This window comes from Methanoculleus sediminis (assembly GCF_001017125.1).
In the GTDB taxonomy this organism is placed as follows: domain Archaea; phylum Halobacteriota; class Methanomicrobia; order Methanomicrobiales; family Methanoculleaceae; genus Methanoculleus; species Methanoculleus sediminis.
Genome location: NZ_JXOJ01000002.1, coordinates 273,702 through 292,783, shown reverse-complemented (window position 1 = coordinate 292,783; position 19,082 = coordinate 273,702). Strand labels below are relative to the sequence as shown.

Below are 19,082 nucleotides of genomic sequence, written 5' to 3'. Positions count from 1 at the left end.
GCGCCGTTCTGTGCGATATACACTTTGAAAGGAGTTCCGCGATCACGGCCGGTTCCCGAACCCGCGTGCCCGTCCGTGAGCTGCCGGGGATAGGTTTATGCATTCAGGGTGTGGGGAACTGGTCAGGTATGCAACCGCTCACCCCGGCTCTCGAAGACCTCCTCGAACACCTGGAGGATCTCGACCGCCGCCTCCGCCCGCTCAGGGCCGGCGAAGATGCGGCTCCCGTGGGGAACCTGCTCCTGCTCAAACCCGATCTCGCCGAGATCTACGATCAGGTCGACGCGCTGATCGCCGATATCCGGAGCATCGACGCCGCATACCGGCGGTACCGCGACCGATTTCTCGACCTCCCGGCGGGTTGCCTCTGCACGGGCGCGGACGGCATCGTCCTGGAGGCGAACCGGGCGGCGGCCCTCCTGCTCGGCATCGCTGCCGACCGACTGCAGGGGTCGCCTCTCGGCGTACATCTCCACCCGGGAAGCGTTCCGGCTTTCCGGTCGGCTGTTGCAGCGCTCGGCCGGGGCGAGGATCTGCCGGCGCAGGAGTTCCTGCTCGTCCGCGCCGACGGCGGCACCGTTCCGGCGACCGCGGCCGTTTCCGCAACTTACGGCTCCGGCGGCCGTGCAACCGAGTACCTCTGGGTGTTCCACGACATATCGGGAGAGAAGCGAGTCGAGAAAGACCTCCGGGAGAGCGAAGACCGGTACCGGGAACTGACCGAGAACGTCAGCGACGCATTTCTCGCCCTGGACCGGGACGGCCGCGTCATCTCCTGGAACCGGGCGGCCGCCCGTCTCTCGGGCCGCCCGGTGGAGGAAGCGGTCGGACAGAGCATCTACCATCTGTTCCCGGAACTCCAGAACGATGATGTTATCGGGTTTTTCCGAAAGATCGCAGAGACCGGCCGGCCCGGCGTGAGCGAATGCAGGTTTGACCTCCACGGGCGGGAGCATGCCTTCGAGGTGCGTGCGGTCCCCACCCGTGCGGGCGTCTCCGTCTACATACGGGACATTACGGCCCGGCGCGAGGCCGAAGTTGCCCTCCGGCGGAGCGAGGAGCGGTGCAGGATGGTCGTCGAGAGCCAGACCGAGTTGATCTGCCGCAGGCTCCCCGACGGCACCATCACCTTTGCGAACGACGCCTATTGCCGTTACCTCGGCATCCCGTGCAGCGACCTCATCGGGCGGCGGTACGCCCTCACCGTCCCGCCCGACGACCAGGCCCGGATCCAGGAGAGCCTCGCGTCCCTCACCCCCGGCCACCCGGTATCGGCGGTCGAGCACCGGGTGATCATGCCGGACGGCAGGGTCCGGTGGCAGCAGTGGACAAACACGGCGGCCTTCGACGAAGGAGGCTCCGCCGTCGAGTACCAGTCGGTGGGGCGGGATATCACCGATGCGCGGATGGCGGGGGAGGCGCTCCTCCTCGCGAACCGGAAACTCAACCTCCTCTCCGACGTGACCCGGCACGACATCTTAAACCGGCTCAACGTCCTCTCCGGCTACCTCGACCTCTACCGGGAGCAGGTGAGCGACCCGGAACTGCTGGAGTACTGTCGGAAGGAGGAAGAAGCCGTCCGGGACATCCGGCGCTACATGGCCTTCACCGCGGAATACCGGGATGTCGGCGTGGCCGCTCCCGCCTGGCAGGATGTCCGGCGTATCGTCCGCGAGGCGGCGGCGGGGCTTGACCCGGGACCGGTTGCCGTCGAGGTACGGACGCGCGATCTGGAGGTGTACGCCGACCCGCTCATCGTCCGGGTCTTTGAAAACCTCATCGACAACTCGCTCCGGCACGGCGAACGGGTTACCCGGATACGCATCTATCCCGAAGAGTCCGGCCGGGGGATCAGCCTTGTCTACGAAGACGACGGCATCGGCATTCCCCATGCAGCAAAAGAGAACCTCTTCGAGCGTGGGTTCGGGCGGAAGACCGGGTTCGGGCTCTTTCTTACCAGGGAGATCCTCGGCATCACCGATCTCTCCATACGGGAGACCGGCGAGCCCGGGAAGGGTGTGCGATTCGAGATCGACGTCCCGCCGGGGTTCTATCGCTTCACCGGTCGCGGCCAAGCTCGGTAAGTTTCATCTCGGCCGTGCCGAGGAGGTCCTCGCACTGTTTGACGAGGAGCGCACCCCGTTCGTAGATGGCGATGCTCTCCTCAAGGCTCGTATCGCCGTCTTCGAGTTTCCGGACAATTTCCCGCAGTTCTTCCAGCATCTCTTCAAAGGTCTTCGTCATACGTTGTCTCCTCCACGACGGCTTTCGCCCGGCCGTCCACCATCCTGATCGTCACGCGCTCGCCCGGTGCGAGGCTCGCGGCGCTCCTCGCGACCCTGCCGCCCGCCTCGACGATGCAGTATCCCCGCTCCAGGATCGCGAGCGGGTTCTTTCCTTCGAGATTGGCGCGAACCTCCGTGAGGGCGGAGCGTTCCCGCTGCATCCGGGTGACCGCCGCCCGGCGGAGCAGGTCGTCGTGTTCAGCGAGGCGCTGCATCCGTTCGTTGATGCGGCGCGCAAGCCGTCCGGGGCGCATGCGCTCCCGGAGATCCTCGACCTCGCTCTGTGATGCGGCAAGGCGGCTGTGGACGAGCAGGTGCATCCTCTCCTCGCACCCGGCAAGTTCCCGGAGCACCTCCCGGCGTTCCGGCACCGCACGTTCCGCCGCCGCGGACGGGGTCGGCGCCCGGAGGTCCGCGGCGAAGTCGCAGAGGGCGGTATCCACCTCGTGCCCGACGGCGCTGATCACCGGCGTTCTGCACGCCGCGACGGCCCGCACGACGTCCGGGTGGTTGAAGGGGAAGAGATCCTCGAAACTCCCCCCGCCGCGCCCGACGATGATCACGTCCACAAGCCCGTCGATCCGCCGGATCGCCTCCGCGATCTCGACGTGCGCCCCCTCCCCCTGGACTGCCGTCGGGGAGAGGACGACTTCCGCCGGGTAGCGCCGGGAGATGACCGAGAGGATATCCTTCACCGCCGCGCCGGTCGATGAGGTGACCACGCCGATACGTCGTGGGAAAAGGGGCAGAGGCCGTTTCCGCCCGGGATCGAAGAGCCCTTCGGCGTCGAGTTCCTGTTTCCAGCGCTCGACCATGAGGTGGCGTTCGCCGAGGCCCGCCGGGAGCATCTCCCGGACGATCAGCTGGTACCTGCCGTGAGGCTCGTAGACCTCCACGGATCCCCAGGCGAGGACGTCCATGCCGTCTTTGGGTGCGAACGCGAGCGTTGAAGCGGAGGTGCGCCACATAACGCAGTTGATCACCGCGGAATCCCTTCCGTTTTGCTCGGAGAGCGAGAAGTAGCGGTGGCCGGAGCCGTGGTTCTTGTAGTTGGTCACCTCCCCCCGCACCCAGATCTGGCGCAGGCGTGCGTCGTCGAGGAGGTCGCAGATGAGCCCCGAGACCTCCGAGACCCCGAAGATCGGGGTGCCGAACCGCTCCGGGCCCGTGGAATGACCGCCGAGCATCATCACAATCTATTAGACCGATGGTTTATATCAAGTAGTGTTATGGGTCGTTTCGCCGTCTCGACCATGTTCTTCCACGAGTATCCCTGCGACCATATCTTCGACTACGTCGCCGAATCCGGCCTTGATTCACTTGAGTTCTGGGTCGAGACGCCGCACTTCTGGCTTCGCGACCGTCCTGAAGGCGAACTTGGCCGGTGCATCGCGGGCCACCCGGAACTCTCGCCGATCACCGTCCACGCCCCGTCGCTGGACCTGAACCCCTGCTCCATCAATCCACGGGTCGCCGAGATCTCGGTCGACTACGCCGTCGAGGCCGTCCGGATGGCGGAGCGGATGGGTGCCGCCGTGGTCACCGTCCACCCGGGGAAGCGGACGGCGAAACGCCACCCGAGCGCCTACGACTACCGGCGGTTCGAGGACTATATCGCCCGGCTCCGCGAAGTCGCCGAGGGAACACGGGTGAAGGTGGCGATCGAGAACTTGGAGCCCCGGGTCAACGCCCTCCTCTCGACGGCGGAAGATGCCGCCGAGGTGCTCGAGCGGGAACCCTGGCTCTGGTTCACGCTGGATATGGGACACGCCATGATGACGTCCTGCGACGAGGTAATCCGGTTCATCGACCTCTGCATCGAACGAACGGTCAACGTCCACGTCAGCGCGCTCGGCGGGAACGGGCGGCCCCACCACCCCATCCATGATGATCCGGAGGCATTGCGGGTGCTTGCGGAACTTGCCGACCGGGGCTACGGCGGATACCTCACGCTGGAACTCGAGGACATGGTCTTTCCCGGGGCGCTCTCGTCCGAGGAGAAGGTCGTGCTTCTCTCGCGTGAATCGGAGGCGCTACGAGAGGTATTCCCGTGAAGCGCTGGTTTTATAACATCTGCGCGCGACATAATTCATAAAATGCCGGGAATCAATCAATACCGGATGCTGCCGCTTGATGCGGCGTGGAGTAAATGGTAGTCGTAGACCTTCTAACCATAGAGATCATTTTATTCATTGTTTGTCTGCTCCTTTCGGGCTTCTTCTCGAGTTCGGAAGTCGCCCTCATATCGATAACCCGGGCGAAAGTCCGCGCCCTCTTAAATCAGGGTAGGAAAGGAGCGAAAGCACTCGATACGCTGAAACGATCGACCGACGCCCTCCTGATCACCATCCTGATCGGGAACAACATCGTCAACATAGCCGCGGCATCGCTCGCGACCGCGATCGCCATCGCCGCCTACGGCGACGTCGGTATCGGGATAGCGACCGGCGTCACGGTCATCCTGATGCTGGTCTTTGGGGAGATCGGGCCGAAGATGTACGCCTCCCGGCACACCGAGGCACTCGCGCTCCGCGTCGCCCGGCCGATCCTTTACCTCTCGAGAGTGCTCTACCCGGTGCTCTGGGTCGCGGACCGCATCAAGCGGCAGTTCGCCTTCAGGCCCGGTGTGACCGAGCCGGTCGTCACCGAGGAGGAGATCAAGGAGTGGATCGACGTCGGCGAGGAGGAGGGCACCATCGAGGAGGAGGAGCGGGACATGCTCTACTCGGTACTGCGCTTTGGAGACACGACGGTCCGCGAGGTGATGACGCCGCGGGTGGACGTCGTCATGGTCGAGGACGTGTCCACGCTCGAGAACGCCCTCTCCATCTTCAACGAGACGGGTTTCTCCCGGATACCGGTCTACCACGAACAGATCGACAACGTCGTCGGGCTCCTGAACGTGAAAGACGTCTTCTCGGCAGTCTTCCGGCAGCAGACGAGCGCGACGATCGGGAACCTGATGTACGAGCCTTACTTTGTTCCCGAGAGCAAGAAGATCGACGAGCTCTTAAAGGAGCTTCAGGTGAAGAAGCAGCATATGGCGGTCGTCCTCGACGAGTACGGCTCGTTTGCCGGGATCGTGACCGTCGAAGACATGCTCGAGGAACTGGTCGGCGAGATCATGGACGAGTTCGACGAGGAGGAGCCCGAGGTGCAGCAGATCGAGGACGGTGTCTATCTGGTCGATGCGCGGGCCTGGGTGGAGCACCTCAACGATGACCTGGACCTCGCTCTCCCGCTGACCGATACCTACGAGAGCATCGGCGGCCTCGTCATCGACCGGCTGGGGCACATCCCCCGCCGCGGCGAGGTGGTCAAGATCGAGGAGAGCAACATCATGCTGGTGGTGATGCAGATGCGGGGCCGGCGGATCGTCAAGGTGAAACTGATCATCGCGCCTCAGAACACGTCGGGCGAGGCCCGGTAGGATGTCCGGAGAATGGTAGTTATGAGTCCAGAGAGATCTGTCGATAAGAAACGGATTGCGTTCCTCGCCTCGGGGAGAGGATCGAACTTTCAGGCGGTGATCGATGCCATTGCGGCGGGAACGATCCCGGGGATCTGCGTCGGGCTCGTCACCGACAACCCGGGGGCGTACGCGATAGAGCGGGCGAAGAGCGCCGGTATCCCGGTGACGGTCGTCGACTACGCGCGGTTCCCGGCGAAGGCCGCATACGAGGAGGCACTTTTATCCGCGATGCGGGCCTGCCGGGCCGATCTCTTCGTCCTCGCCGGCTACATGCGGATCCTCGGGTTCGGGATCGTCCGCGAGTTCTCGGGCAGGATGATGAACATCCATCCCGCCCTGCTCCCGGCGTTCTCGGGGCTGCACGCGCAGAGGCAGGCGATCGAGTACGGGGTGAAGGTCGCGGGCTGTACCGTCCACCTGGTCGACGAGGGGATGGATACCGGGCCCATCGTTGTCCAGCGGTGCGTGCCGGTCCTCCCGGACGACGACGAGACGACGCTCGCCGACCGAATCCTCGCAGAAGAGCACGAAGCTCTCCCGCTCGCCGTGAAACTCTTCTGCGAAGGCCGCCTGGAGGCCGACGGCCGGCGTGTGCGGGTCCGTTGACCGCGGCCATCAATTTCTTATATATTCTCACGCCTCCAACCTCAAGACCCACCACTGAAACGGATCGCACCATGGCAGATACTACACGTAAATCAGGCTCCCGGAGACTTGCCCGCGAGAGGATCGCCGTTCTCTTTGCGCGTGCAGCGGAGTTCTACCCGGAAAGCCCCGACAGGAGCAACCGGTGCGTGGAACTGGCCCGCAAGATCGGGATGCGTCATCGGATTCGGATAGAACGCCCGCTGAAACGCCGCTTCTGCCGCCGGTGCTACGCCTACCTTGTCCCGGGGTCGAACGCCCGGGTCAGGGTTCACCGGGGCCGCGTGGTCGTCACCTGTCTTGCCTGCGGGCACCGTTCCCGGTTCCCGGTCGGGAGGCCCCGGCAATGAGCAGAGAATCGTTTCAGGATCTCAAGCCCACCATCTGGATCGGGAAACGCGGCATCACGAACGTCATGATCGACGAGATCCGGCGGCAACTCAAGGACCGGAAGGTCGTCAAGGTGAGATGGCTGCGGAACACCGAGGTCGATCCGGAGGAGATAGCGGCGTCGGCCGGTGCGGTCCTGGCCGAGGTCCGGGGGCGGACGCTCGTCCTCACGGAGCGGCGGAACCGATCGCCCGGGCACAGTCCTCGAAATATATAAAACATCACTGGACGAATATGTAAAGACTGTTAGCGAGAGTGAGGTTCATCTATGACGACTGTATATGACATCCCTGCCGATATGCTCATCCGGCAGGTGGCAGAAGAACTCAAGAAAAATTCGCAGATTCAGCCCCCCGACTGGGCCGCTTTTGCAAAGACGGGGGTACACAAAGAGATGCCCCCCGAGAATGACGACTGGTGGTACGTGCGTGCAGCGGCGGTATTCCGGCGGATCTACACCGACGGCCCCGTCGGTATCCAGAGAATGCGCTCCGCCTACGGCGGCAAGCACGACCGCGGCTCGGCTCCGAACCGGTTCAAGCGGGGGAGCGGGTCGATCGTCCGGAAGATCTTCCAGCAGCTCGAAGCGGCCGGATACGTCGCCCACGGTAGTGGGGGGCGCACGGTAACCCCGGCGGGCAGGTCTTTCCTCGACAACGTTGCGAACGGCCTGAAAGCAGAGGCCGCCGCAACCGCCCCGGGCCTTGCGAAGTACTGATCGACAGGAGGCATGACAGATGGTAGACGACGAACTCGCCGAACTCCGCCGCCGCAGGATGGAACAGATGCAGCGGCAGGCGATGGATCAGCAGGCTATGGAGGACGAGGCCGCACGCCAGCAGCAGATCGATGCGCAGGTCCGTGCCGCGCTCATGGAGATCCTCGAACCTGAAGCGAGGGAGAGACTCAATACCATCAAGTTGACCCGGCCGGAGTTTGCAAAAGCGGTCGAGCAGCAGCTGGTGATGCTCGCCCAGAGCGGCAGGGTCAGGCAGCGGATCACCGACGAGCAGCTGAAAGCCCTGCTTGCCCAGCTGACGCCGTCGAAGAAAGAGTTCAGGATTACGCGGAAATAATGGAAGCAGGTGTGCTCTTCTCGGGCGGGAAAGACAGCGCGCTCGCGGCAATCATGCTCGCGCGCGATTACGGCGTGGAACTGAATACCTGTGTATTCGATCCCGACCGCGAGGTTCCGGAGGTGCGGGCCGCAGCGGCCGCCCTGGGACTTCCCTTCAAGCGAAGGGTGCTCGGGAAGGATCTCCTTCGCGAGGCCGTCGACCTGCTTCTAACGTGCGGGTACCCGAACGACGCAATCGACATGGTTCACCGGACGGCGGTCGAGACCCTTTCGGCCGAGTATGCGGTGGTCGGCGACGGCACCCGCCGGGAAGACCGGGTTCCCCGGCTCGAACGCTCCGAGGTCCAGCACCTGGAGATGACAACCGGCTGCTCCTACGTCCGGCCGCTCCTCGGTTACGGGAAAGCGGAGGTGGAACGTCTCGCAGAACGGCTGCTCGTGGTGCGATACGGGGAGACGGGCAACATCGGGAACGGCGACTACGAAGGGGAGCTAAGGAGCGCGCTGTGCGCTCGCGGCATCGATCCGGCGTCGTTCTTCCCCTCCCGGCACCTGCAGTCGCTGGTGGTCGCGAGGAGAGAGACCTGAATATTACGAGAGTGAACATTATGAGCAAATTGATGAAGGGCCGGAAGATCCGGCTGGCAAAGGCATGCGAGCAGAATCGCCGCGTGCCTGCATGGGTGATGATCAAGACCAACCGTGCGGTTGCGTCCCATCCGAAGCGGCGCAACTGGAGACGGAGTTCCCTGAAGGTGTAAGGTTATGGCAGAAGCGTTGAAGGAGCATATCTATATCATCCCCCTCCGCGAGGTGAAGCGTGCACCCCGGTGGAAGCGGGGCAACACCGCGATCAAGGATATCAGGGCGTTTCTCGTGCGGCATATGAAGAGCGAGGACGTCAAACTCGATAAGAGCATCAACGAGAAGGTCTGGGAGAACGGAAGTTCCAAGCCACCGCGAAAGATTCGCGTCCGCGCGATGAAGTTCGAGGACGGGCAGGTCCAGGCCGAGCTCGCCGAGGAGTGAAATGACGGGGACGATCGATCTCGCCGGCGATCCGAACATCGGCGTTTATGCCCGAGTCTTTGAGGATATAGCGATCGTATACCCCGGGGCGCCCGCGGAGTTCACCGCGGCCCTCGCGCGGGAACTCGACGTCGAGATCGTGAGCACCTTTATCCAGGGAAGCAGCATCATCGGTTCGCTCGTTGCCGGAAACAGCCGTGGTCTTGTTGTCAGCGGCCTCGCCGCCGACGAGGAACTGGCGGCCTTGAACGAGTACCGGGACATATTCCTGCTCGAGGGGGCTATGAACGCGGCCGGCAACGTTATTCTCGCAAACGATTGCGTTGCCGCCGTCCACCCCGAGATGCCGTTCGATGTTGCCGAAGAGATCGGGTCGTTCCTCGGGGTGCCGGTGGTCCGGCTAACGCTCGGCGGTATCAAGACCGTCGGCATGGCCGGGTTCGCGACGAACAAAGGTGTCCTTGTCCACCCGAGAGCCAACGATACGGAGCTCGCGAACCTCGAACGGGTCGTCAAGCTCCCGATCGGGCTCGGGTCGGTCAACATGGGAAGCGGTCTCGTGGGTACCGGGCTCCTTGCAAACAGCAAGGGCTACGTCGCAGGGTCCGTCACGACCGGGTTTGAACTGGGACGAATAGAAGAAGTCTTTGGGTTTTTGGAGTGATATTATCATGGAGAACCAGACGTTTGAAGTTGTAGGCGCGTGCAAGATCAACAACGAGTGGAAACCGTACCGCAAGGTCGTCGGCGCCCCGAACGAGAACCAGGCAAAAGAGAAGGTTCTTACCGATATCGGGAGCAAACACCGCCTGAAGAGAAGTTATATCACTATCGAATCGGTTAACGTAGTAGCTGGTGAATAACGTGAATCAGGCAGATCCTCGCGAGATACAGACCCTCCAGATGTACCTGAACGAGTACGGACAGCAGATAGAACTCATGACGCAGCAGCTCTCGATGATCGAGCAGCAGCGGCTTGAGGGCACCGCCGCCATCGAGACCCTCCGCGCTCTCCAGGAGAACGCGGACGGTGCCGTCCTTCTCCCCATCGGCGGAGGCGCGTACCTCCGGGTGAAGGTGCTCGACGCCGGTCACGTTCTCGTGAACATCGGGGCGGATGTCTCCGTCGAGAGGGCCACCGCGGATGCGGTGGAGTATCTGGAGGATCGGATAACCGAACTTGAGGCGCTCGCGAAGAAGGTCGCGGGTTCGGTCGAACAACTGCAGGGCCAGGCAACGGAGATCTCCCGGCGCCTCGAGGCGGCGTACCGGGGGGCCCGGCAGGCCCAGGCGGGCCAGGGCGGAAGTTCATAATGTTTGATTCCTTAAAGAAAAAACTTCAGAATATCAGGACCAAATTCGCCTCGAATATCGAGGATGCTGCCGGGGCCGAACCGGAGCCGCAGGTTGCAGAACTGCCGGAGGGAGCGGAGACGGAAGAACCCGTCTCCACCCCCGCCGCCCGGCCTGAAGCAGAGGCCGCGGAGGAGCCGGTGCACGAGGGCCGGGAGAGCCCTACGTTTTTTGAGAAGGTGAAAGTCCTCGTCCGGGAGCGGGAGGTTCTCCTCCAGGAGAAGGATGTCGAGGAGCCGCTCTTCGAACTCGAGATGGTGCTTCTCGAAAACGACGTCGCACTCCCGGTCACGGACGAGATCATCGCCCGGATGCGCCGCGATCTCGTGGGCAGACGCCGTAAGATCGGCGCCTCGGTCGACGACCTGGTCGTCTCGACCCTGCGCTCCGCGCTCTGCGGGGTGCTGGGGGAGGGGCTCGACCTCTCGCGCTACATCCGCGAGCACGAGCGGCCGGTGAAGATCCTCTTCACCGGAGTGAACGGGACCGGCAAGACGACGACCGTCGCGAAAGTCGGGCAGTACCTGCAGAAGAACGGCTTTACGGTCGTGATCGGCGCAGGCGACACCTTCCGTGCGGGTGCGATCGAGCAGATCCGGACCCACGCCGACCGCCTCGGGATCAAGACGATCCAGCACCAGGCGGGCGCCGACCCCTCCGCGGTTCTCTTCGACGCCGTCCAGTACGCGAAGGCGCACGATATCGACGTCGTCCTCGCCGATACGGCCGGCCGGTTCCACAACCGGGCGAACCTCATGAACCAGCTCGAGAAGATCCGGCGGGTCATGAAGCCCGATCTCGTCGTCTACGTCGACGAGGCGGTTGCGGGCAACGACGCGGTCATCCGGGCCGACGAGTTCAACAAGGCCGTCGGCACCGACGCGGTCGTCCTGACGAAGGCGGATATGGATCCGAAGGGCGGCGCGGCGATATCGGTCGCGCATACCGTCGGAAAACCGATCATTTTCCTCGGGACCGGCCAGGGCTACGACGATATCATGCCGTTTCAGCCCCGGGCGGTGGTGAACGAACTTCTGGGAGATGAAGCCTGATGCTCGATAACCTCGGCACGTCCTTAAAGGACGCCGTCAAGAAACTCGCCGGCAAGACGGTGATCGACCGGGCGGCGGTCGACGAACTGGTGCGCGACCTGCAGCGGGCGCTCCTCTCCGCCGACGTCAACGTCAAACTCGTGATGCACCTCTCCCAGGCGATCAAGCAGCGCGCCCTCGAGGAGGAACCCCCGAAGGGGATGGGCGTGCGGGAGCACGTTCTGCGGATCGTCTACCAGGAACTCGTCAGGCTGATGGGAACCCCCGGCGAGGTGGCGCTCGAGCCGCAGACGATCCTGATGGCGGGGCTGCAGGGGAGCGGGAAGACTACGACGACGGCGAAACTCGCCCGCTACTTCCAGCGCAAGGGGCTCCGGGTCGGGGTGATCTGCGCAGACACCTTCCGGCCGGGCGCCTACGAACAGTTGAAGACGCTCTGCGACCGGATCAGCGTCCCGTGCTTCGGGGATCCGAAGGAGCCCGACGCGCTCAAGATCGTCCGGGAAGGCCTCCCGAAGTACCGCAAGCTCTACGAAGTCATCATCATCGACACCCAGGGGCGGCACGCCCTTGAGGATAACCTGATCGAGGAGATCGTCAACATCAACGAGATCTCGCACGCCGACCACAGGTGGCTCGTGATCGACGCGGCGCTCGGCCAGCAGGCGAGCGAGCAGGCCCGCCGGTTCCACGAGGCGATCGGGATCGACGGCGTCCTCGTGACGAAGATGGACGGCACGGCGAAAGGCGGCGGCTCTCTCTCGGCGGTTGCCGAGACGCAGAGCGGCATCGTCTTCATCGGGAGCGGCGAGACGATCGAAGACCTCGAGCGGTTCGACCCGGACGGATTCATCTCCCGGCTGCTCGGGATGGGCGACCTGAAAGCGCTCGTGGAGCGGGCGGAGGAGGCGGTCTCGGGCGAGGATCTCGACGTCAACGCGATGCTCAAGGGCAAGTTCACGCTCCGGGACATGTACAAGCAGCTCGAGGCCCTGAACAAGATGGGGCCCCTGAAGCAGATCATGAGCATGCTCCCCCTCGGCGGCATGCAGATCCCGGACGACGCCTACGACATCACCAGCACGAAGATGCAGCGCTACAAGGTGATCATGGACTCGATGACGCCCCCGGAACTCGACGACCCGTCGATGATCGGGAGTTCCCGGGTCCAGCGAATCGCCCGGGGCGCCGGCGTGACGCCCGACGACGTCCGCGACCTCATCAAGTACTACAAGATCATGCAGCGTGCCTTAAAAGGCATGCGGGGCATGGGCGGCGGCAAGTTCAACATGCAGCGCATGATGAAGAAGTTCGGTGGACCTAGTAGATGAAACGGTTTGCCGTCGTGGGCCACCTTGCCGTGACGAGCGGCACCTTCAGCCTCAACGATCTGCCCGGGAGCGGCGGGAGGATGGACGTCCTCTGCCGCTCCGTCAACTCCTCGTTCTTCCTCTCTCACGATCTGCGCCGCGACGTCGAGTGCTACCTCATCCTCTGCGGCGAGCCCGGGCCCGAGAAGACCGTCCTCTTTCGCGGCGCCGGGGTCAGGCATCTCTCGCCGGACGAGCGGAGCAGCGCCGCCCTGATCAAGAAGGCGCTCTCGATCCCCTGCGGGGACGAGTTCCGGGAGTCGACCCCGGGCGTCTACGTCCGCCGCGGCGGGCTCTCCCGGCTGCTTGCCGAGATCCCGTTCGCGGTGCTCGACGAGGCGGGCGAGGACGTCAGGGCGGCACCCGATCTCCCGGAGAACTATCTCCTCTCGGATCACCACAACTTCACCGCGGAGGAGGAGGCTTCGATCGCGGGCTACCCCCGCTACTCGGTCGGGCCGCGGTCGCTGCACGCCGATCACACGATCACCGTCCTCTTAAACGAGATGGACCGGAGGGAATCCTGATGGATATCATACAAGAGGTAGAAGCAATTCTTGGATACGGCGATACCTGCAACCACTGCCTCGGGCGGTTCTTCGGCAAGCGGTCGTTTGGGCTTACGAACGAGGAGCGGGGCAGGGCTCTCCGGATCGCGCACGAGATTGCGGCAAACGAGCCGCACCATGAACCGGACCCGGATTCCTGCTGGATATGCGCCGGCGAACTCTCCCGCACCGAAGACTGGGCGAAGAGGGTGATCGAGGCACTGGACGGTATCGAGTTTTCAACGTTCCTTATCGGGACGAAGGTGCCGCCGCTCGTCGCGGAGAGCGAGGAGATGGTCTGGAGCGATCTCTCGCTCCGCGACCCCGAACCGCTGAAGGCCGAGATGAACCGGGAGGTCGGAAAAGCCGTCTCGGCCCTATCGGGAAAGACGGCCGACCTCAAGAAGCCCGACGTCGTCGCGATCCTCGATCTCGGGGAAGGCACCGTCGAGGTGCAGGTCAACCCCGTCTTCTTCTCCGGCCGCTACCTGAAGTACGAGCGCGGCATCCCCCAGACCCACTGGGACTGCCGGGCGTGCCGCGGTGCGGGATGCGAGAAATGTAACTTCACCGGCAAGCAGTACGCCGACTCCGTCGAGGAACTGATCGGCCGGCCGGCGATCGAGGCTTTTAACGCAGCAAACGCCGTCCTGCACGGTGCCGGCCGGGAGGATATCGACGCCCGGATGCTCGGGTCGGGCCGCCCCTTCGTGATGGAGATCGAGGAGCCGCGGAAACGTTCGGTGGATCTCGCGGCGCTTGAAGCGGAGATCAACCGGGAGGCCGCCGAACGGGTGGCGGTTCACCTCGAAGGATGGGCGGATCGGAAGATGGTGCAAAGCCTTAAATCCGACAAAGCGCATAAAAAATACAGGATCCTGGTCGAGATCGACGGTTCTGTAACCCCAGATGAGTTCAGGGCGGCCCTCGATCAGTTAAAAGGTGTAACGATACGGCAGCGCACCCCGAATAGGGTGTCACACCGACGGGCAGATAAAGTTCGGGAACGGCAGGTCCTCGATATCGAATGCACGGGTAGCGTCGACGGCAGATACTGGGTGGAAGTCGTCGGCGAAGCGGGCCTGTACATCAAAGAACTGGTATCGGGTGACAGCGGCAGAACCCAGCCCAGCCTTGCCCAGATCCTGGGGCGCACCGCAAGTGTTGTCAGCCTCGATGTGGTGCTGGTCACAACAGCAAACGAGTATGGTGAGTAATCATGGCACATCACAATGGACCACGCAAGAAGACGCGGTATAAGTTCAAGAAGGACCTCAGAAAACGTGGCATCCCCCCGGTCACCTCGGTGATTCAGAACTTCGAGATCGGGCAGAAGGTACACGTCGTGGTCGAGCCGAGTGTCCAGAAGGGCATGCCCCACCGGAGATTCCATGGGAAGACCGGTACGGTCATCGGACAGCGCGGACGCGCATGGCTGCTCGAGGTCAGGGATGGAGATTCGGTAAAACAGGTGATTGCGAGACCGCAACATCTAAAAGCGCAGAAAGTATAATCCTCAACAGTAGTGGTTGGCATGAAGGTAAAACGAATTGTGAGCGAAGAGCGGATGCTGCTTCCCGAACTGCGGGACACTCTCCTATCGGTGGAAGCAGCCCGGCTCGAATCCGGAGAGGAGATGTCCTACGAGCTTCGTAAGAGCATCGAGCATGCCAACCAGCTTTCAAAGACATCTTCCGAGAGGGCCCACGCCCTTGTCGAGGAGCTCTTAAAGCTCGAGAAGATGAAAGAGGAGATCGCCTACCGCATCGCGAACCTGATGCCGCGGACCCGGGACGAACTGCGGGCTATCTACGCCAAAGAACGGTTCAATCTTACAACGGAAGAGCTGGACGAGATCCTCGACCTGGTAATGACCCACTTCTGATTGAAGGGGTGGTGCCAATGAAGACCGAAAGGAAAGAGGAGAACGCGGTAGTCATCGATGTCCTCCCCATGGGATACGTGAGCGAGCAGCGCCCGGCCTACAAGCGTGAGCCGGTCGTCCAGGCGGTCGGCGTGGACCAGTTCAAGTTGCTCGAGCTCATCCCGAAACCGGGTGCGGATATCCAGCTTTACGACCGCGTCTATATCGGCGATGCGGAACGGGAGAAGATCGAGCGCGTCAAGCGGCGGATCAGTTACGACGACCTGACGGCGACGGCGAAGCTCGAGCTCCCGTTCGTGGTCGAGCAGATCGTCAGCGAGAACGAGCCGCGGTTCGTCGACTTCTTCAACAAGTCCGTGCCCATCACGCCGAAGTTTCACATGCTGCACCTGCTTCCCGGCATCGGGAAGAAACTGATGTGGGAGATCATCGAGCAGCGCGGGAAGAAGCCGTTCGAGAGTTTCGCCGATATCTCCGGACGGATCAAGTCCCTCCCGCACCCGGATCGGATGATTGTCAGCCGGATCCTGCGCGAGATCGAGGACCCGGACGAGAAGTATCACGTCTTCACATCGAGATGAGTGCTCCGAGGGATCAGCACTTTCTCGTCGACCAGCGTGCCGTCGAGAAGATTGCCGGTTTTGTCGACGTCTCCGGCCGGAGGGTGCTCGAGATCGGGCCCGGCGAAGGGATCCTCACCCGCGCCCTCCTTGACCGGGATGCAGACGTCATTGCGGTAGAGATCGATCCGGCTCTCGTGGAGGAGCTCGAGATCGCGTTTGCCGACGAGATCGAGGAGGGGCGCCTTGAGATCATCCGGGGCGACGCGAAGAAGGTGGATATCCCGCCGTTCGATATCGTCGTCGCGAACCTTCCTTACTCTGTTTCTTCGAAGATTACGTTCCGGCTGCTCGAGATGGGCTTTGAGGTCGCCGTCCTGATGTACCAAAAGGAGTTTGCCCAGCGGATGATCGCGCCGCCGGGAACGGCGAACGTCGGCCGGCTCTCGGTGATGGTGCAGACTTACGCCTCGGTAAAACCGCTCCTCGACCTCGGGCCCGGTTCGTTCCGGCCGAGGCCCGCGGTCCGCTCCTGGGTGGTCCGGATCACGCCGCACGAGCCGCCGTACCCGATCGCGGACCGTGAGGTCTACGCTGACGTCGTCCGGGTGCTCTTCTCCCACCGGCGTAAGACCGTCCGGAAGGGTCTTCGGAGCGGCAAAGATGCGTTTTCACCGGAGGCGATCGAGCGGGCGATCGCGGGTCTCCCCGACGATCTCCTGCAGCGCCGGCCCGAAGACCTGACGCTCGAGGAGTTCGCGCTGATCGCGAACCGGATGAGCGGGAGGTAGGGATGCTCCCCGATCAGGTCTATCCTCCCGCCGAGGACTCGTTCCTCCTTCTGCGGGCGGCGCTTGCCGAGGTCCGGGAAACCGACCGGGTGCTCGAGGTGGGGACCGGGAGCGGCTATGTCGCGGCCGGACTTCTCGGCCGGGCGGCGAGCGTGGTCGCGACCGATATCAACCCCCACGCCGCCCGGTGCGCCCGCGCCCGCGGGGTGGCGGCGGTCCGAACCGACCTCTTCGCGGGCGTCTCCGGCCCCTTCGACCTCATCCTCTTCAACCCGCCCTACCTCCCGACGGCTCCCGATGAGCGGATGGACGACTGGCTGGAGTACGCCCTCGACGGCGGGCCGACGGGGAGAGCGACGATCGAGCGGTTCATCGCGGATGCCGGGAGGGTACTCTCGTCCTTCGGGCGCATCCTGCTCCTGGTCTCGTCGCTGACCGGGCTTAATGACGTCCGGGATCTCTTCGCCCGGGCGGGGTTCGTCTCGTTCGTCGTCGACGAGGAACCGATCGAGGGGGAGCGGCTCTACGTTCTGCGGGGGATGCGTGACCTCTGCCGGATGGGAGCGTGATTTTCCGGGTAGCTGGTTCAAGTGTCGCACGGCGCCGCCTGTTGTCTGGATCCTCGGCCGGAAAATAATCCGCAAAACGGCATCTGCGATTCTCTTGCGTGTTTTGATGGAAAAAAGAGTGGCGAGCCCTTTCGGTCATGCCGGGGAGGGCCGCTCGAACACCTCATCAAACTCAAAGTGCGTGAACTCCGCGAACGGTGCATCTAAAAGCCCTTTCGCGAGATCCTCTTTTGCAACGGCGAATGCACCCGCGTCGGGGTACGCGATGAAGGTGTACTCGGTGGTGCCCCGGTACTCCTCCGAGACGGACGCCGACTGCATGAGCGCGATCATCTCGGGCGTGCCGATGGTTCTCTCCTCCTCCCGGTAGCCGTCGAGAACGGCGAGCATGTTCCGGTAGCGGTAGTCCTCGGGCCTGACTTCGGCGTGGTAGCCGTCCACCCGCTCGACGGCGCGGGGATAGGCGCCCCGGTAGAGGTAGTAGTTGTTCGCGATCAAGAGGCAGCCGTCCGGCTCGACGACGCCCGGTCCTCGCACCGCGCCGCCGTAGGAGTCCGTCTCGAAGGCCGCCGGGACGCTTCCCGTCCCGTTCCCGTAGGGTGCCGAGACCCCTGCGTTGTTCCCGCCGGTCCTGGTTCCGTTGGCCTTCTCCCAGTAGGCCCATGCCCCGGCAACGTCGCTCTCGCTCTGGAGCGTATTCCTGTAGAGGAAGGTGGTGGGCATGAGATCGGTCGCGTTCCAGTCCGGGATCGACGGCGACGAGTGGGGCACGAGCACGAGGCCGTCCTCGTTCATGCCGTTGAACGTCCCGATGAACCCGGGCCAGTCTATCCCGACCGTGCGTTTCGCGCCCGGACCCGGATCGGTCGCGATGACGAGCAGGCTGTTCACCGTGACCTTCCGCAGGTCGTTCTCGCCGTCCATGTTCTTGCCGTGGATCAACCCGCCGGCGAGCTCGTCGTTCTCCGTCAGGTTGCCCCAGGCGATCGCGCTCGTGCAGAGGTGCGGCGACACCCCGGCGTCGCCCGCTACAGTGCGGTTTATGCCGAGGTCGCCCATCATGAGGCCGTAGAGTTTGTAGTAGAGCATGAAGTCATACGTGTTCTCCGCGAGGAGGTCGTAGCGGGTGAGGTTCCGCGAGACCGGCGGGAGGTAGAGATCCGTGCCGCCTGCGTTCATCCCGGCGAGCATGGCGTCGAGTTCGGCCATATACGTCGGGTTTGCCGGTGCCATATGTTCCCTGATGTAGGGGACGAAGAGTTCCTCGTAGTCGGCGGGCGACTGCATGAACGACTCGATCAGGACGTAGTCGATCCAGTCCCGGATCTGCGGGCCGCAGAGGTAACCGTAGGCATACGCCCGCTCCTCCGGCGTTCCCCACACCTGGAGGATATGGCAGCCTTTCATGACGGTGAGCCTTCCGCCGCCGTTGCCGACCGCAATCTCCCGATCCTCGTCGGGGTAGGGCGCCGGGGCGACGAGAGTTATATCAACCCCGGTCGTGGTGTTCCCCGGTGTAACGGCGACGCGGACGGGGGTGAGGTGCGACGGGGTGCAGTACCACCCGGTCGGGTCGCGGTAGTCGAGGTGATCGATCCGGCCGTCGTCATCCGTATCCGCCCAGGCGTAGACGGTGTAGTTGCCCGGAGGGAGTCCGGAGATGGCGTAATCGCCCGGCGCATCGAGCGCAGCAAAACCGCTGACGTACTGCGAGTGTTCGGGATGCTCCCCTATCTCCATGACCCTGATCTCCGACGCCGAATATGCCGCGGCGTCGATCGCCGCGACGTAGATTGTTCCTCCCGCATAATCTCCTGCGACGCTCCCGGAGATGGAGTTCCCATCGGTCGAGGCGGTGTTCGTGCAGCCCGCAGCGGCGATGAAGAGGATCGCGACACCGAGGATACACGTGGGCAGGCAAACGCGCAGGAGGCGCTCTGGTACCTGGTTCATTATTTTTTCTTCCGATGGAGGAGGATAAAATCGTATTGAAGCGTTCCTGTGTACGATACATACCGAAGCGCGAGAATCCTGATGAATTTTGCCGGTTATCGG

The 19,082-nt window shown here is 63.4% G+C and carries 26 protein-coding genes; 23 read left to right on the top strand and 3 right to left on the bottom strand.

The window, feature by feature from the left end; all coding sequences use genetic code 11:
* Positions 1 to 128: 128 nt before the first annotated feature.
* A complete protein-coding gene (locus SZ63_RS12360) occupies positions 129 to 2,084 on the top strand; it encodes a PAS domain S-box protein (protein WP_052959054.1) in 1,956 nt (651 codons plus the stop codon).
* On the opposite strand, the gene xseB is transcribed toward SZ63_RS12360, so the two are convergent.
* On the bottom strand, positions 2,059 to 2,244 hold the full coding sequence (xseB, locus tag SZ63_RS04275; RefSeq protein WP_048181707.1) for an exodeoxyribonuclease VII small subunit: 186 nt from the start codon (positions 2,242 to 2,244) through the stop codon (positions 2,059 to 2,061). The two genes, SZ63_RS12360 and xseB, sit on opposite strands and share 26 nt — an antisense overlap.
* Positions 2,228 to 3,475: an exodeoxyribonuclease VII large subunit gene (gene xseA / locus SZ63_RS04270; protein WP_241481238.1), complete on the bottom strand. Its 1,248-nt coding sequence runs from the start codon at positions 3,473 to 3,475 to the stop codon at positions 2,228 to 2,230. Before xseA ends, xseB begins: the two co-directional genes overlap by 17 nt.
* 39 nt (positions 3,476 to 3,514) lie before the next feature.
* Here xseA and SZ63_RS04265 point away from each other — a divergent pair, with 39 nt between their 5' ends.
* From SZ63_RS04265 to SZ63_RS04160, 22 genes are all read left to right on the top strand, one after another.
* The gene (locus tag SZ63_RS04265; protein ID WP_048181703.1) at positions 3,515 to 4,339 is read left to right on the top strand and encodes a sugar phosphate isomerase/epimerase family protein; all 825 of its coding nucleotides are present in this window, start codon (positions 3,515 to 3,517) and stop codon (positions 4,337 to 4,339) included.
* A gap of 95 nt (positions 4,340 to 4,434) precedes the next feature.
* On the top strand, positions 4,435 to 5,715 hold the full coding sequence (locus SZ63_RS04260; RefSeq protein ID WP_048181700.1) for a hemolysin family protein: 1,281 nt from the start codon (positions 4,435 to 4,437) through the stop codon (positions 5,713 to 5,715).
* Positions 5,716 to 5,736: 21 nt separating this feature from the next.
* Positions 5,737 to 6,363, top strand: coding sequence for a phosphoribosylglycinamide formyltransferase (gene purN, locus SZ63_RS04255; RefSeq protein ID WP_048181695.1), 627 nt, complete (start codon positions 5,737 to 5,739; stop codon positions 6,361 to 6,363).
* 71 nt (positions 6,364 to 6,434) lie between these two features.
* Positions 6,435 to 6,752: a ribonuclease P protein component 4 gene (locus SZ63_RS04250; RefSeq protein ID WP_048181691.1), complete on the top strand. Its 318-nt coding sequence runs from the start codon at positions 6,435 to 6,437 to the stop codon at positions 6,750 to 6,752.
* Positions 6,749 to 7,009 carry a YhbY family RNA-binding protein gene (locus SZ63_RS04245; protein ID WP_048181688.1) on the top strand — a complete coding sequence of 87 codons (261 nt, stop codon included), beginning with the start codon at positions 6,749 to 6,751 and terminating at the stop codon, positions 7,007 to 7,009. Before SZ63_RS04250 ends, SZ63_RS04245 begins: the two co-directional genes overlap by 4 nt.
* Positions 7,010 to 7,060: 51 nt before the next feature.
* Positions 7,061 to 7,510 (top strand): 30S ribosomal protein S19e, encoded by a 450-nt coding sequence (locus SZ63_RS04240; RefSeq protein WP_048181685.1) that lies wholly within the window; start codon positions 7,061 to 7,063, stop codon positions 7,508 to 7,510.
* A gap of 19 nt (positions 7,511 to 7,529) precedes the next feature.
* Positions 7,530 to 7,868: a DNA-binding protein gene (locus SZ63_RS04235; RefSeq protein ID WP_048181682.1), complete on the top strand. Its 339-nt coding sequence runs from the start codon at positions 7,530 to 7,532 to the stop codon at positions 7,866 to 7,868.
* Positions 7,868 to 8,458 carry a DUF7411 family protein gene (locus SZ63_RS04230; RefSeq protein WP_048181679.1) on the top strand — a complete coding sequence of 197 codons (591 nt, stop codon included), beginning with the start codon at positions 7,868 to 7,870 and terminating at the stop codon, positions 8,456 to 8,458. Before SZ63_RS04235 ends, SZ63_RS04230 begins: the two co-directional genes overlap by 1 nt.
* 20 nt (positions 8,459 to 8,478) lie before the next feature.
* The gene (locus SZ63_RS04225) at positions 8,479 to 8,631 is read left to right on the top strand and encodes a 50S ribosomal protein L39e (protein WP_011844805.1); all 153 of its coding nucleotides are present in this window, start codon (positions 8,479 to 8,481) and stop codon (positions 8,629 to 8,631) included.
* Between the two features lie 4 nt (positions 8,632 to 8,635).
* Positions 8,636 to 8,899 carry a 50S ribosomal protein L31e gene (locus SZ63_RS04220; RefSeq protein WP_011844804.1) on the top strand — a complete coding sequence of 88 codons (264 nt, stop codon included), beginning with the start codon at positions 8,636 to 8,638 and terminating at the stop codon, positions 8,897 to 8,899.
* A 1-nt stretch (position 8,900) separates the two neighbouring features.
* A complete protein-coding gene (locus tag SZ63_RS04215) occupies positions 8,901 to 9,563 on the top strand; it encodes a translation initiation factor IF-6 (protein WP_048181676.1) in 663 nt (220 codons plus the stop codon).
* A gap of 7 nt (positions 9,564 to 9,570) precedes the next feature.
* Positions 9,571 to 9,762, top strand: a complete 192-nt coding sequence (rpl18a, locus tag SZ63_RS04210) for a 50S ribosomal protein L18Ae (protein ID WP_011844802.1) — start codon at positions 9,571 to 9,573, stop codon at positions 9,760 to 9,762.
* Positions 9,755 to 10,213 (top strand): prefoldin subunit alpha, encoded by a 459-nt coding sequence (pfdA, locus tag SZ63_RS04205; protein ID WP_394298770.1) that lies wholly within the window; start codon positions 9,755 to 9,757, stop codon positions 10,211 to 10,213. Before rpl18a ends, pfdA begins: the two co-directional genes overlap by 8 nt.
* Positions 10,213 to 11,304, top strand: coding sequence for a signal recognition particle-docking protein FtsY (ftsY, locus tag SZ63_RS04200; protein ID WP_048181670.1), 1,092 nt, complete (start codon positions 10,213 to 10,215; stop codon positions 11,302 to 11,304). The genes pfdA and ftsY overlap by 1 nt, the downstream gene beginning before the upstream one ends.
* Complete coding sequence (locus SZ63_RS04195) at positions 11,304 to 12,635, top strand: signal recognition particle protein Srp54 (RefSeq protein WP_048181667.1); 1,332 nt, start codon at positions 11,304 to 11,306, stop codon at positions 12,633 to 12,635. Before ftsY ends, SZ63_RS04195 begins: the two co-directional genes overlap by 1 nt.
* Positions 12,632 to 13,201, top strand: coding sequence for a tRNA (pseudouridine(54)-N(1))-methyltransferase TrmY (trmY, locus tag SZ63_RS04190; RefSeq protein WP_048181664.1), 570 nt, complete (start codon positions 12,632 to 12,634; stop codon positions 13,199 to 13,201). The genes SZ63_RS04195 and trmY overlap by 4 nt, the downstream gene beginning before the upstream one ends.
* Positions 13,201 to 14,439: a tRNA pseudouridine(54/55) synthase Pus10 gene (locus SZ63_RS04185; RefSeq protein WP_048181661.1), complete on the top strand. Its 1,239-nt coding sequence runs from the start codon at positions 13,201 to 13,203 to the stop codon at positions 14,437 to 14,439. Before trmY ends, SZ63_RS04185 begins: the two co-directional genes overlap by 1 nt.
* Before the next feature lie 2 nt (positions 14,440 to 14,441).
* On the top strand, positions 14,442 to 14,735 hold the full coding sequence (locus SZ63_RS04180; RefSeq protein ID WP_048181659.1) for a 50S ribosomal protein L21e: 294 nt from the start codon (positions 14,442 to 14,444) through the stop codon (positions 14,733 to 14,735).
* A 21-nt stretch (positions 14,736 to 14,756) separates the two neighbouring features.
* On the top strand, positions 14,757 to 15,107 hold the full coding sequence (locus SZ63_RS04175; protein ID WP_048181656.1) for an RNA polymerase Rpb4 family protein: 351 nt from the start codon (positions 14,757 to 14,759) through the stop codon (positions 15,105 to 15,107).
* A gap of 17 nt (positions 15,108 to 15,124) precedes the next feature.
* Positions 15,125 to 15,688 carry a DUF655 domain-containing protein gene (locus SZ63_RS04170; RefSeq protein ID WP_048181653.1) on the top strand — a complete coding sequence of 188 codons (564 nt, stop codon included), beginning with the start codon at positions 15,125 to 15,127 and terminating at the stop codon, positions 15,686 to 15,688.
* Complete coding sequence (gene rsmA, locus SZ63_RS04165) at positions 15,685 to 16,458, top strand: 16S rRNA (adenine(1518)-N(6)/adenine(1519)-N(6))-dimethyltransferase RsmA (protein WP_048181650.1); 774 nt, start codon at positions 15,685 to 15,687, stop codon at positions 16,456 to 16,458. Before SZ63_RS04170 ends, rsmA begins: the two co-directional genes overlap by 4 nt.
* Positions 16,459 to 16,460: 2 nt before the next feature.
* Positions 16,461 to 17,027 (top strand): HemK2/MTQ2 family protein methyltransferase, encoded by a 567-nt coding sequence (locus SZ63_RS04160; protein WP_048181647.1) that lies wholly within the window; start codon positions 16,461 to 16,463, stop codon positions 17,025 to 17,027.
* A gap of 135 nt (positions 17,028 to 17,162) precedes the next feature.
* On the opposite strand, the gene SZ63_RS04155 is transcribed toward SZ63_RS04160, so the two are convergent.
* Entirely contained in the window at positions 17,163 to 18,980 is a 1,818-nt protein-coding gene (locus SZ63_RS04155) for a C45 family peptidase (protein WP_048181644.1), read from the bottom strand.
* Positions 18,981 to 19,082 lie beyond the last annotated feature (102 nt).